The following is a 14,853-nucleotide window of genomic DNA, read 5'->3' as shown; positions in this document are numbered from 1 at the left end:
TACTATGAATTAAGGGGTTGAGAAACTAACTTTTGCGCGCAATGACATAATCCAAATAGGCAGTTAATGCGGTTTTAATGGCTGCATCCCCTACCCTTTCGTCAATAAACTGCATGCAGGCTGCATGGCGTTTAGCCATCTGTTGTTCGGCATATTCAATGCCCCCATGCGCCTTTGTGAACGCCACTAACGAGGCAATTTCAGCTGCATTCACCTCTTGTTGTTTCACTTTATGCGCTAAAGCCAACATCGCTTCGTCGCCAGTCGACTGCAAAGCATAGATAACGGGCAAAGTTAGCTTACCTTCAAGCATATCGTTTCCCGTGGGTTTCCCCACCTCTGTCTCATCATAATAATCAAAAATATCATCGCGAATCTGAAAAATTATGCCCAAGTCCTGCCCAAATTGTCGCGCAGCAACCACTTCATCGTCAGACGCTCCAGCACTCACAGCACCGATAACAGCACACATTTCAAACAAAACGGCCGTCTTTTTCTTAATAATTTCATAGTAGGCTTCCTCGCTGATTTGCGTGTTATCGATGTTGCTCAACTGCAAAATTTCACCATCAGAAAGCGTCCTTCCTAACTCAGAAAGATAGCGAACAATCAACTCGGAATGCGTATAAGAAACAGAAAGCAAGGCTGTTGACAGGATATAATCGCCTACTAACACACTCACTTTATTGTCGAAAAGCGCGTTTACACTGGCTTGTCCGCGCCGTTTATTGCTCTCATCAACGACATCATCGTGCACCAAACTGGCCGTATGTAACAGCTCTAAACCGACCGCAGCATACTGTGTTACTTCGGAAACCATGCCGAAGTTCTTTGCCATCAATAAGGTAAGCATCGGGCGCATACGCTTTCCACCGCGCTGACGAATATGCTCTAACACACGTGACAATAGGTCATTATCATGTGATAGTGACCGATTAAAGAGTGTTACAAAATCATTTAATTCCTCGTGGATGGGGCTTTTAATGAGCGATAAATAGTCCATGCGTTCATTTCTTTGTTACAAAAATACGCATTTTCTGCGGGAATAGCGCGCGTCTTAAGGGATAAATGCGTTTTTTTTCGTAATTTTACACCAAATAAGACAGCAATGAATAAATTATTTTTAATCGATGCCTACGCCCTGATTTTCAGGTCCTACTATGCACTTATACGTGCACCGCGCATCAATTCTAAAGGACTCAATACCTCGGCTATATTAGGATTTGTCAACACCCTGCACGAGATTATCACCAAAGAGCAACCCACTCATCTTGGCGTGGCATTCGATTTGGGCAAGACTTTCCGCCATGAAGCCTACCCACCCTATAAGGCACAACGTGAAGAAACGCCCGAAGCCATCCGACAAAGTGTGCCCATCATTCAAGAAATCCTACATGCATTCCACATCCCCATCCTACAAAAGGAGGGATTTGAAGCCGATGATGTCATTGGCACATTGGCCACAAAAGCCGGTCAGGAAGGCGTGGAAACCTACATGCTTACGCCCGATAAGGACTATGGACAGTTGGTAAGAGATAACGTTTTTATGTATAAACCTCGCCATGGTGGCGGTTATGACATCATCGGTCCACAACAAATTCAAGCAAAATATGGTGTCGAACACCCCGAACAAGTCATCGACTTGCTCGCACTTATGGGTGATGCTGTCGACAATTTTCCTGGTTGCCCCGGCGTTGGAGAGAAGACAGCAGTGAAACTTATCAATGCGTTTGGTTCAGTTGAAGGTCTACTCTCAAACACAACTCAACTAAAAGGTAAGATGCGATTGAATGTAGAAGCTGCCACCGAAGATATTAAAATGTCGAAATTTCTGGCAACGATTAAAACCGATGTACCCATCGAACTACAACTCGATGTTTTGGAAATTCAAAAACCAGATGAAGCAAAACTGCGCGAAATTTTTGCCGAATTAGAATTTAAGACCTTAGCGAATAAAATTTTAAACGGTAGCGCTGAAAAAGCGAAAAACAGCACTTTGCAACCCGATTTATTCTCAAGTATTCCGAACAATCCATCAGAAAGCTTAGAAAAATCGAATTTTGAAAGCATAAAGTCTATAAAACACAATTACAAACTTATTGATAATCAAGAAGAAGCAAAAAAACTTTGTGATTTTCTTAGGACAAAATCATTTGTTAGTTTAGATACAGAAACAACCTCAACCCACGCAATTGATGCCGAATTAGTAGGCTTATCGTTTTCCAACGCCGAACATGAAGCCTACTATGTAGCCATTCCTTCCGATCGTAAAGAGGCCTTACAATATGTTAATATCTTTAAACCTCTTTACGAAGACCCTGCGATTCTTAAAATTGGTCAGAACATAAAGTATGATTATGAGGTGCTACAAAATTATGGCATCACACTAAAAGGCAAAATGTTTGATACGATGTTGGCTCACTATGTAGTACAGCCCGAATTGCGTCATAACATGGATTACATGGCCGAAACGCTTTTAAACTACAAGACTATCCACATTGATGAGCTGATAGGTGCACCAGGAAAAGGGCAAAAGTCTATGCGAATGCTCGCCCCCAAGGATGTCTTTGAATATGCATGTGAAGATGCTGACATCACCCTTCAACTGAAAAATGTACTCGAACCACAGCTCAAAGCCACTGAGACAGAGGCTCTTTTCTGGAATATTGAGATGCCCTTAGTGCCTGTTTTAGCTGAAATGGAGAGAACAGGTGTGAGACTTGACACAAAAGCATTAAGTGAAACATCGGTTGCTTACACCGAGAGAATGCAGCAAATTGAACAGCAAATCTACGAGATAGCAGGCGAATCGTTCAATATTTCAAGCCCAAAACAAGTAGGCGACATCCTCTTTGGCAAGCTCAACATCATGGAAAAGCCCAAAAAGACAAAGACTGGCCAGTATGTTACCAATGAAGAGGTGTTACAATCGCTAAGCAATAAGAACCCCATCGTGGCGCTTATCTTGGACTATCGCGGCTTAAAGAAGCTCCTAAGCACCTATATTGATGCGCTCCCAAAGCTCATTAATCCACGTACAGGCCACATCCATACCTCTTTTAATCAAGCGCTTACGGCCACAGGCCGCCTCTCTTCGAGCGACCCTAACCTGCAAAATATCCCCGTGAGAAGTGAAGATGGCAAAGAGATTCGAAAATGCTTCATTCCCGAACCCGGCTGCTTGTTCTTTTCAGCCGACTATTCTCAAATCGAACTTCGCATCATGGCGCATCTCAGTGGCGACGAAAACATGCAAGAATCGTTCAGAGAAGGCGTAGACATTCATGCGGCTACAGCAGCAAAAATAGCCCATAAACCCGTCGAAGAGGTAACCCCTTTAGAGCGAAAAAAGGCCAAACAAGCCAATTTTGGCATTATCTATGGCATCACAACCTTTGGGCTTTCACAACGCATGGGCATTGACAACAAGGAGGCAAAACAACTCATTGAGGGTTATTTTGCAACCTATCCCAAAGTGAAATCCTACATGGATCAGGCCATCGAAGAGGCCAAAAAGACAGGTTATGCCGTGACATTATTCGGTCGGAAACGCTACCTCCCTGATATCAATTCGCGCAACAACACCGTGCGAGGTTTTGCCGAACGCAATGCCATCAATGCCCCTATTCAGGGCTCTGAAGCCGACATCATCAAAATAGCGATGATTCATATTGCGGAAAGATTTAAGCAAGAAGGCATCCGTTCGAAGATGATTCTCCAGGTACACGATGAACTTAACTTCTCGGTGTTGCCCGAAGAGAAAGAGAAAGTGGAACGCATTGTGCTCGAAGAGATGCAAAATGCCTACCCCCTCAGTGTGCCCTTGCTGGCCGATGCGGGCTGGGGTGCCAACTGGTTGGAGGCACACTAAGGTGCAACATGTCAAGAAATGGTGCCCAAAAGCTGGCAGCATGCCTATTTCTAAGCGCCCTCTCCCACTCGATTTTACAGGCACCCAACAGACAAAAGCACATCCATCTCACCACAGCCCACCATCATAAAAGGGCTTATGGCTGCACGATGCCGCAAAAGAGGATAAGTTATCTTCGCCCGACTACGATGTGATGGCCACAATAAGTCGGCTACAAACACAAATAAAATGGCATAGATTTCCCTGTAATCTATGCCTTTTTGCTTGACAATATGCACCTTTTTATGCAGTAATCTCTATCATTTTATTTGATGATACAGAACATGCGATAAGATAACAGAAAAGATAGGGGGCGCCAATCCATATCCTATGTGCGAAAAACGCGATGCCTTTGCAACCATCAAGCAGGCAAACCACGCCGTAACAAACGGTCTCACGCCCTAAACCTGATGGTAGAATGTCTCAAAAGGCAGGCGGAACCGCTCACCCCAGACACCATCTTCAACTCTCTTTCCGCAAGCAATCACCATGCAAACTTGGCTTCCGCGTGGCAATTTTAACGCCTTCTTCACCAACTTGTTATCAAAACCTCCGAGCGGACAGGTGTCATATCCCACTTCGGCCATGGCCAAAAGAAACGTTTGTATAACCAAAGAGCAACTCTGATGCACCGTCACACGCATGTCGGTTTCGCTCACATCGCGCAAAATTGGCCGCCTTAGACCGATGCAAAAGGCAAGCAGCTTGCGCACCATACCCCACACCCGACAACCACGTGAATAGAGAAACGGCGCGAGTTTCGTGTAATATTGCGTCACTTTTTGGATACGCTTCTCCTGTTTTTCGGCCGGTGCGGTGCGCCTAATATGCTCAACCTCGTGTTCCAGAATGGCCTTAGCATGCGCCTTATAATGGTCTTGCCGCGTGACAAACACCACAAACTGGTCGGCCGACTGTGCCGCAAGCTGATCCAAACAAGCATGCGCCAACTGGCCTTTCAAGGCGCTATCTGTAACATGATAGGCTTCCCAAAGCTGCATATTAGAACTCGTTGGCGCCAATGTGGCCAACTTCACACACGCTTCCACGCGCGAAGGATCAAGAGATTGCGTTTCGTCAAAATGACGAACAGCACGCCGATAATTCAAAAGTTCTACTAAACTCATACCCAATAGAATGATAAATTAATGCTATTTATAGTCATCTCGTGCACCATTTAGGATACAACAAAATAACTCCTCTCGTGCAAAAGTAGGTAATAAATCATAAAAAGCACCTTTTTCTACAATTTTTAGACTAAAAATTAGGAAGCAATTGATATTTTTGGTAGGTTTGTATCACAATAAAAACTGCTATATATAAAAAGAGAACTATGTTGACGTAAATAGTTGCCTTGTCACTTTGTGGTGAGAATAGAGAATGGGCAACCATCCACTGCATCTTGAATGGGCTACAACTTCAGGGGATTAGCACAAAGAAAGATAAGTGCATGCTGCTCCACGGAAGCAACAACAGAACAGGTGTTAGCACAAATTTTATAGGTAAAAAGAAGTTGGATGCGGGAGAAAAGAACCTCGAAGCAAGCCTACAAACTTGTTTCGGGGTATCTGATAATATCATGTTTAAAGCCTTTTTCTACAAGCTTTTTATGCTGCTAATCGTGTATTACTGTGCAAAGCTGCGCCACCAGTTTTTCGAAATTGTCTTTATCGAAAGCCTTTGCCCGCATTGCCGAACGATAGTTGTAAATGGTTTGTGGTGAATAGAATAACAGGTTGGCTATCTCTGAGCTCTCGGTTACCCCCAAACGCACTAAAGCCATGATACGTTGTTCAGTAGTCATGGTTAGCTTGTCTGGCTGTAAAATTTGATCTCCAGGACGCAGAAGAGCATTCAATTCGGCAGGGAAAGTAGGGTAGAGGTCAAGGAAGGCCTTGTCAAAACGTAAAAGGAAAGTCGCTGCATCCTCTTCAGAAAGTCGATCTGAAGAGAGCTGTGTGAGGAGTTCCTGCGCTTGATTGGCTTTAATCTTACGCTTTACTAAAGTTTGTTGTTTCTTTAATCGGTTGATGAAACGTGAACAAAGATCTATATAAAGCTTCACTAATCCCTCACGTTTCTTGTTTGTGACCACCAGCTTCTCATTTAATTCATACAATTGTTCGTTAAGCAAGCTCTGACGTTCATTCATCTCTGAAAGCCGATGATTGGACTCTTGTAGCTTTCTTCGGCTATGCGTGAGCCGATTATTTTGCTTGAAAATGAAGCCAATAGAAATAAACAGGAAAATGGCAAAGACAGAAATAACCAACAAACTATTACGGAAGAAGCTATTGGTTTGCTGTAACTGGCGCTGATAACTATTGACAATAATGGGCAGACGATTAGATACTTCTATGATGCGTAAACGACTATTATAAAACTTTGCATTGTTAAGTGATATATTAATGTAGCGCTGTGCGTCTTCAATAGCCAACGTTCCTTCGCCATGTTCGAGCGTGTACATCGCCAAGTTTTGCAAGGCCATGTTCTCCATTGTGAGACTCTTTGCATCGCTGATACACGCCATAAGAAGATAGTTTTCATAATCATCTGTGTCGCCGGCAGCATTATAATTGCAAGCTAAAGCAAAGCAAGCCATGGCATGAATGCGTGTATCTTCGGGCATCGTAGCAACGCTTTGCAGATAATATTTCCGTGCCTCTAAGGGATTGTTGAGAATATACCCGCTATATTCGCCCATGTAATAGCTGTAGCGTTTATCACGCTTATTCAAAAAAGGCATTGCTGAAACCAAATTTTGTCGTCCTATCTCACGATATCGAGGTGCGTAAATGGCATCACTACAATAGTCAGCCCAATAAACATAAGTATGAAAAAGTGTCAGATAATAATTAAACTTCAGTGTATCGGGAAGCGCGGAGGGCTTGAGCAAACTGAGGCTTTCAAGTGCCTGACTATACAATCCACCAATAGAAAGTAAGTCGGCTTTTTGAATGACATTCTGTGCATAATAGCTTGTTTGGCCAGTCTTCACAGCATATTCAATGCTCTCATTGATATACTTCATAGCCGAATCAAACTGAAATACATAATAATTTTGATAGATTTCATTATAGAGCCGCAAGCGTTGCTGCACACGTTGTTCATGCTGAAGGTGTATTTTTAACTGTTCAATGTGTTGCTCACGCACTTTCAAATAATAGGGTTGACGTGCCAAAACACTATCTAAGCGGGCTAATTCTGCCGAGCGATTATTAGCATTAGCCACAAAAGTAAGACCTAAAAAGAAACCTATAAAGAACTTCCTAATCATTGATTTTCCCTTGATTAAATGCAAAGATAATCAATTATAACGAATAGATATATCTACTTATATAGATTTTTAAAATACTTTTTTAGTTTGGTAATCAGTAATTTATAGCAGATAAAAGATACTATACATCTACTTTCATACTACTTGTAGGCATAAAGCGGTAAAAAAAACATTATCTTTGTCTCAAATTTATTAAAAAGTAAGACCTAAATTTACAATTATGCCAAATTCAACTATTCGGCTGACAAGATTGTATCTTGTTATTCTTTTTGCGCTATGCATGCCGCTTTATGGCTTTGCACAAGGCGTATTTAACGTAGAAGGCGTGGTTAAAGATGCGGCTGGGGAGCCCATTATCGGCGCAAATGTTGTCGAGAATGGAACGCAAAACGGAACCGTATCAGATATTAATGGTGTCTTTACGCTCAAAGTAAAAAATGGTAATGCTGTGTTGAAAGTATCCTATATAGGATATGTGACACAGACGATTAACATTAAAAGTCAAAGTAAAGTTAATGTGACATTAAAGGAAGACGCAGCTAATTTGGGCGAAGTTGTGGTCATTGGTTATGGCACAATGGACAAAAAAGAATTGACTTCTGCCATCTCACACGTGTCATCTAAAGACTTTACTAAGGTTGCAACAGTAGACCCTTCAATGATGATTCAAGGCAAAGTCCCTGGTGTAAGCATCACGAATACGGGGGCAGGTGACCCCAATAATCAGGCTAGTATCCAGGTGAGAGGAGTCTCTTCACGCGCTGCAGGCTTAGGCCCTTTGATTGTAATCGATGGTATTCCTGGTGGCAATTTAACCAACATCAACCCCAATGATATTGAGAGTTTCGATATCTTAAAGGATGGAGCAGCCAGTGCTATCTATGGAACACGCGGCTCAAATGGCGTTGTTTTGGTAACGACAAAGAAAGGATCGCGCGATGGAAACTTGCACACGAGTTACAATGGAACAATTTCCTTTGATGCCATAAAGAAAGAGTTGGACATGCTTGATGCCGATGAATATCGCGCTAATCGCATTGCTTCTGGCACAGGTTATGACCTCGGAGGATCAACAGATTGGATGAAAGAGATTAGTCGTGTGGGCGTTCGTACACAACATACACTAACACTTAGCGGAGGAAATGCCAAGTCAAACTACCGCGCTTCTGTGGATTATCGCGATGCAAAGGGTATCGACAAATACTCTGGTCGACAGGAATATGGTGGGCGTATTGCACTGAACCACACTACAAAGAGTGGGCTATTTACATTCAATTTGAATATCGCTCCACGCATAGCTTATCGCAAAAATGCACAATGGGACGTGTTCCGCAATGCCGTAGAAGCCAATCCTACGACCCCAATTCGTGATCTTCAGAATCCCTATTTATACTATAACTTTAAGGGACAAACTGCAAGTTATAACCCTCTTGAGATGCTTAACCTTGAGAAGCATACTGGTACAACGAAATTGTTGGATTGGGATGGAACGGTGAAATTAAATCTTTTCCCACTCCTTCTAACGAATCCAGGCAAACAAGTGCTTACAACTCAGCTAACATTTGCCGATCACCAATATGACAATTACAACCAATGGTTTCGCCCATCAACTAGCACATTGGCCATCAATGGTGGTCATTTGGGGGAAGCAAGTCAGGACTATTCAAAGTCATCTCTACATAGTTTAGAGTGGATCACTAACTATAGTAACTCTTTTGGCGACCACAATATTAAAGCTATGGTGGGCTATTCCTATCAATATGATAAATATTCGGGCTTAAATGCTGCAAACAAAGACTTCCCAAACAATGCGCTACAAGACAACAATCTCGGCACAGGTACCTATGCAAAAGAAGAAGGTGAGGTTGGAATGGGTAGCTATATGAACGATGCTAAGCTGATAGCTTTCTTCGGACGTGTTAGCTATGACTGGAAAGGGCGCTACATGTTGACCGCTTCTTTGCGCCATGAAGGGTCGTCAAAGTTTGGTAAAAACCACAAATGGGGTAACTTCCCTGCTGTTAGTTTGGGCTGGAGAATCTCTGATGAACCCTTTATGAAGGATACAAAGAGTTGGTTAACTGACTTGAAGTTGCGTGCGGACTTTGGTGTAACGGGCAATCAAAACTTTGATAGTTACAAATCACTGAACACCATGTCGGGCTTTGGTTATTACATGTACAATGGCAAATATTATCAAGTTTGGGGCCCAGGAAAGAATGTAAACCCTGATCTTCGTTGGGAAAAAGGAAAGAACTGGAACATTGGTTTGGACTGGACCTTGCTGCAAGGTGCCCTCTTTGGCTCATTCAATTATTATAATAGACGACAACAAGACCTGTTAGGTGATTACAATGTATCCGTTCCTCCTTACTTGTTTACATCTACATTTGTCAACGTAGGAACGATGCGTAATAGTGGATTTGAGTTCGATATTACTTGGAATGCCATCAAGACTAAAGACTTTAATTACACGATTAATGTCATAGGTTCTACCATGAGCAACAAGTTTGTGGACTTTAGTAACTCACAGTTTGTTGGTCAAAACTACTATGATGTGGTTAGTCCTGAAGATCCATACCCATTCCATACACTGCAAAGAATCGAGAAAGGAAAACGCATTGGCAACTTCTACATGCTCAAATATGCAGGCGTTAATCCACAAGGACAATGGATTGTTTATGACAAAAACGGCGACCTTGTCTTAGCAGATAACGCTACTGATGACGACAGACAGTATGTAGGCAATGGACTTCCACGTTTTACGGGCTCTATGACACATACTTTCCGCTACAAAAACTGGGATGCTTCGTTCTTCTTCCAAACAGCTTTAGGCTTCAAAATTTTCAACATTCATGATTTTTATTATGGAACAAAGAGCTTCCAAGGCAACGTGATGGACAAAGCATACAGCAAGAACTTGATTATTTCTCAGAACCCTATTGTCTGTGATTATTTCTTAGAACCAGGCGATTATCTCAAGCTTTCGTCTATTAATTTAGGCTATACGCTGAATCTAAATAAGAAGTATATCGATGCTATTCGCATCTTTGCAACAGCGGGTAACTTATTTACTATCACAAAGTTCTCGGGCATTGACCCATCAAACTATCAGGTAAATGGGTTAAATCCAGGCGCAACTGGATCACGTACTTACTATCCCTCGACCCGTCAATTTATGTTAGGTGTGCAGATAGATTTCTAAGATCAATCAACGATTAATAAACGATTATGAAAAAGACTATAAAATATGTAGCGTCAATGCTGCTGGCTTTCAGCCTTGTTGGGTGCACCGATTTAGGCGAAACACTCTATGATCAGATTGACTCTAACAACTATTATAACACCAAAGAAGACGTCATTCGCTCCGTCTTCCGCCCCTTTGAACATGGATTTTGGAGCGTTCAAAGCCGCCATGTACTCAATGAGGAGACCGCAGACCAATTAATTACGCCCACAAGAGAAGACTGGTGGGACGATGGAGGACGCTGGGCTCGCCTGCATAGACACAAATGGTTGGTAACAAATGGTGAGGCACAAACCGAATATAATGGTTGCTTCCAAGGCATTATGCAAGCAAACTTGGTCATAGAGGACCTCAATAGGCTCAGCGCTTCACAATTTGGTTTCTCTGAAACAGAGTTTAATAACCTCAAAGCACAGAACAAAGTGTTGCGTGCTTGGTTCTATTTACGCCTCTTAGATGCCTTCCGCAACATCCCATTTGCTACGAGTTATTATGATTTAAGCAAGAATATTCAAACACAAGTTCCACCCAAACAAATCTATGATTTTATTGAAAAGGAACTGAAAGATGCCATCCCTCTATTGGCTAAAAAAACCACATTGGGCGGCAATCAAGGCCATCAAGGCTCGTGGACACAAGCTGCAGCAGCTGCTTTGTTAGTGAGGTTGTATCTCAATGCTAAGATCTATATCAACGAAGACCATTTCAATGATTGTGCAAATGTAGCACAAGACATCCTCAATGGCACTTATGGCACCTATCAGATAGGTAGCCGTTGGGATGAAGCCTTCGATTGGAACAACCAAACCAGCGATGAGGTTATCTTCGCATTCCCCGGTTCTGAAGGCTATTCTCATTGGCACTATGGTGGTGATATGTATTGGTGGTCGGTACCTTCTAAGGCGAGTGACTGGCTGAAAGATACTAAGAACAAGCAAGGTTCACACAACATTAAGTATTCGGCATCGCCCAGTTTGCGTCCCAATGGCACTGCTTACACCTTCGAACTCGGCCGTCCGATTGCCCGTTTCAAACAATATCCCTCAGACTATCGTTTGCAGAAATACACCAATTTGGGCAACAACAAGCGCGAAGGTATGTTTGTCTATGGCAAGATTGCCTACCAAGATGCCAACGGAAACACCGTTTATTTGAAAGATCACAACGGCAAATTCACGCTCGATTTGCGCGATGCTGTCGGCAAGTTTGGCGCAACAGACGGTTCGCAATGGCTATCAACCAGCGAAAGTTCTTTAGAGAATGGCGACGACAATTCGGGATGGATGTTTGCGAAATATCCCCTCTATTCCGACCAAGAGAAAGGCATGTTGGAGGCCGATTACTGCGAAATCCGTCTGCCCGAAATCATCTATAGCTTGGCCGAATGCAAGCTCCGCGCAGGCGATACCACAGGTGCTGCGCAACTGTTGAATTCCGTTCGCAAGCGCAACTATCCTGCTTCCGACTGGTCAACCGTGCTTTATGCACCCACAGGTAGTGCCACACTCGACATGAACGAGATGCTCTTTGAATGGGGACGCGAATTCTTTGCCGAAGGACGCCGCCGTGTTGACCTCATCCGCTTTGGCAAATTCCAAGATGCTTGGTGGGATAAGGAAGCCGATTCTGACAAGCATACCGAGATATTCCCCTTCCATACGGACATCATTGGGGCTGCACGGGGCAACATAAAGCAGAACCCCGGCTACGGAGAATAAAATTAATTCAACAGCACAAAAGGTCTTATGCAACAATGGTTCAGAAGAAAGTCAACCGCGAAGGAGAGGGTACAAGCAACCCTTTCCTAAGCCGTTGAGCAGCAACGCAATAAAGATTGGAAAATAAAAGCATGCAGATTGTCGCGCAAAATGGTGCAGTTTCACACGCAATATGCACGCTATTACAGCCCAAAATGCTATCTTTTGCAAATCCTTTCCGCGCCATTTGCCATTCTGCTTCAACCGCTTTAAGCAATCATGGATGCAAAGACCCTCATAAAAAAATATTGATGATATGAAGAAACTATTTCAATATGCAGCCTATGCACTGCTTGCCTTGGTTGCACCCACGGTACTTCAATCGTGCAACGACGACAAAGATATTGTCGTTATCGAAGGCGAATTGCCTTTAAAGTTAAATCATCTCTACATGGTTGGCGATGCAACTCCGGCCGGATGGAACATTGGTGCGCCAACAGAAATGACGCTATCGCCCAACGACAAATTCATTTTCACCTACGAAGGCAAGCTCAAAGTGGGCGAAATGAAATTGCCTTTAACCAAAGGAGACTGGGGTGGAACCTTCATTTTTGCGCCCGAAAGCGGCACCGAAATCAATGAAAATGGTGTGGCAAAAGATGGTATTGAGGTGCGCAAAGAGAATGGAAACGATGCCAAATGGAAGGTGACAAAGGCGGGCATGTATAAGGTTTTAATCAACCTTCGCAACTATAAAATTCAAGTAACCTATAATGGTCCCGAGCCCGTTACGCCCATCGTCTCTACAAAATTAGGTATGATTGGCAGTGCAGCTCCTTGCGGATGGACCGACAATGAAAGCAATGTTACGATGTTTACTAAGACATCTGACACGCCACTTCAATACACTTACACCGGCCATCTCAACACAGGCGAATTGAAATTGGTGTACAGTGGCACCACAGTTGCAGGCTATGCTGGTCCTTATCTGCAAGCACCCGATGCCGGTGTAACACTCAATCACACGGGTGTTTCGAAGCAAGGCATGGAAATAGGTGGTGCCGATAACAAGTGGAATGTGACCGAAGCGGGAACCTATAAGGTGGTATTCGACCTCACCAAACGTGAAATCAAGGTTGAATCGTTCCAACCCTAAGTGCAATTCAACAAACAGAATAGGGGAGGGGAGACCCACTTTATAATAAGGTGTAAGGGCTTTCGCCACCCTCCCCACCCAACATCAACCAAAAATGAAGAAAACATTTATACTCTACATGGCAGCAATCTGTCTCTTGACAAGCTGCAACAGCAACGAATGGGATGTGACAAGCGACCTTAGTGTCGACAAAGTTGATCCCACAATAGGACTTACTCCGCTTGCAGAAGCACCCAATATGGATCATGCTCCCTTATATTGGAGCGTGTATGGTGCGCTGCGTCAGCAAGAGAAAGATAATTCTTTTCCCAACATCTTCACCGAAACCGATTGGGATAACGCCATTGATTATGTGGCCAACAACTTGAAATCCCACGGCTATGACATGCTCGTGACCGACGGATTTGCCTCTATGAGTGGCGATAACGGCTATATGACGCGCTACAGTCACACGCAAAAAAGCGACAATTCTCCCGAGGTACAACTATCAACTATCATTAGCAAACTCCATGCAAAAGGGTTGAAATTGGGAGTCTATGACAGCCCCTTTTGGCTGCATTATACCAATGCCGATGCCATAATTCCCGGCACAGACAACATCACTGTGGGCAGTTTGCGCTACGATCCCAAGAAAGATAAAGACGTAAAGCACCCTGCAAAGAACGATTATTTCAGCTGGGTGGTGACCGATCATCCCGGTGCTGAGCAATATTTTGAAGGCTTCTTCAAACATTATTCGGATATGGGTGTGAAGTTTATCCGCATGGATTTCCTCTCATGGTATGAGGATGGCATGAACTATACCGACATCATTGATAAAGGTTATGGCCGCGAACGCTATGTGAAGGGCATGCAATGGATTAACAAATATGCACAGAAATATGGCATATACGTGTCGCTTGTGATGCCACATCTCAAGAATAATGCCATCATTGAGAAGTATGCGGGCAACATGATTCGCATTGATGCCGACGCATTGGAAGGCGGATGGTATCGCTTTTCCGAAAACAATCGCGGCAGTTTGCGTGGCGGATGGCCCAATTCCGAGAATGCTTTCGATGGCTTTATCAACTGGTCTAAGATTTCAGGTCGCAAGAAAGTGCGTCTCGATGGTGACTTCATTCGTATTGGAAGCTATGCCGATGACAATGAAAAGATGAGCGTAGTGTCGCTGCCTTTGATGGCAGGTGGCCCCATTTCCGTCACCGATATGCCCACAGGACACGACTTAACGTTCTTCCAAAACGACGAGATGCTCGCTCTACAAAAAGATGGTTTCGTTGGAAAACCATTGAAAAGGAACCTTTGGTCGGTAGATGGTGAGCTGTGGTATGGCTCAATGAAGGACGGATCTTGGGTCATTGGACTCTTCAATCGAGAGAAGAATGCCGACACACGCAAGCTCGATTTAAACCAAATCGGTTTGCATGACACTTACAATGTACGCGACTTATGGGAACATAGCAATAAGGGAACGGTCAAAGGTACTATCGAAGCAAACGTTCCTGCACATGGTTGTAAGATTTATAAACTTACAAAAGCCAACTAATGTTTAAATAGAAAAGC

9 protein-coding genes are annotated in these 14,853 nt (G+C 43.5%); 5 read left to right on the top strand and 4 right to left on the bottom strand.

Features of this window, described 5'->3' with window-relative positions; genetic code table 11:
* Positions 1–25 precede the first annotated feature (25 nt).
* On the bottom strand, positions 26–1,003 hold the full coding sequence (locus tag X919_RS0109085; protein WP_028899842.1) for a polyprenyl synthetase family protein: 978 nt from the start codon (positions 1,001–1,003) through the stop codon (positions 26–28).
* A 105-nt stretch (positions 1,004–1,108) separates the two neighbouring features.
* Between X919_RS0109085 and polA the strand changes: the two genes are divergently transcribed.
* Positions 1,109–3,871, top strand: coding sequence for a DNA polymerase I (polA, locus tag X919_RS0109080; RefSeq protein WP_028899841.1), 2,763 nt, complete (start codon positions 1,109–1,111; stop codon positions 3,869–3,871).
* A 74-nt stretch (positions 3,872–3,945) separates the two neighbouring features.
* Here the strand turns inward: polA and X919_RS16625 are convergent, their stop codons facing one another.
* From X919_RS16625 to X919_RS0109070, 3 genes are all read right to left on the bottom strand, one after another.
* Positions 3,946–4,149: a hypothetical protein gene (locus tag X919_RS16625; protein ID WP_155949706.1), complete on the bottom strand. Its 204-nt coding sequence runs from the start codon at positions 4,147–4,149 to the stop codon at positions 3,946–3,948.
* 162 nt (positions 4,150–4,311) lie between these two features.
* The gene (locus X919_RS0109075; protein ID WP_028899840.1) at positions 4,312–5,037 is read right to left on the bottom strand and encodes a nitroreductase family protein; all 726 of its coding nucleotides are present in this window, start codon (positions 5,035–5,037) and stop codon (positions 4,312–4,314) included.
* 488 nt (positions 5,038–5,525) lie between these two features.
* Positions 5,526–7,187, bottom strand: a complete 1,662-nt coding sequence (locus X919_RS0109070) for a DUF6377 domain-containing protein (protein WP_028899839.1) — start codon at positions 7,185–7,187, stop codon at positions 5,526–5,528.
* Between the two features lie 220 nt (positions 7,188–7,407).
* Between X919_RS0109070 and X919_RS0109065 the strand changes: the two genes are divergently transcribed.
* The 4 genes from X919_RS0109065 (at position 7,408) to X919_RS0109045 (ending at position 14,836) form a co-directional block, all read left to right on the top strand.
* Positions 7,408–10,392 carry a SusC/RagA family TonB-linked outer membrane protein gene (locus X919_RS0109065; protein WP_028899838.1) on the top strand — a complete coding sequence of 995 codons (2,985 nt, stop codon included), beginning with the start codon at positions 7,408–7,410 and terminating at the stop codon, positions 10,390–10,392.
* A 26-nt stretch (positions 10,393–10,418) separates the two neighbouring features.
* The gene (locus X919_RS0109060) at positions 10,419–12,152 is read left to right on the top strand and encodes a RagB/SusD family nutrient uptake outer membrane protein (RefSeq protein ID WP_028899837.1); all 1,734 of its coding nucleotides are present in this window, start codon (positions 10,419–10,421) and stop codon (positions 12,150–12,152) included.
* 295 nt (positions 12,153–12,447) lie between these two features.
* The gene (locus tag X919_RS0109050) at positions 12,448–13,287 is read left to right on the top strand and encodes a SusF/SusE family carbohydrate-binding protein (protein ID WP_028899835.1); all 840 of its coding nucleotides are present in this window, start codon (positions 12,448–12,450) and stop codon (positions 13,285–13,287) included.
* A 94-nt stretch (positions 13,288–13,381) separates the two neighbouring features.
* Positions 13,382–14,836, top strand: a complete 1,455-nt coding sequence (locus X919_RS0109045) for an alpha-galactosidase (RefSeq protein ID WP_028899834.1) — start codon at positions 13,382–13,384, stop codon at positions 14,834–14,836.
* The last annotated feature ends 17 nt before the right edge of the window (positions 14,837–14,853 follow it).

The sequence above is a fragment of the Prevotella sp. HJM029 genome, assembly GCF_000599605.1.
Taxonomy (GTDB): Bacteria; Bacteroidota; Bacteroidia; order Bacteroidales; family Bacteroidaceae; genus Prevotella.
This window is presented reverse-complemented; position numbering and strand designations above follow the sequence as displayed.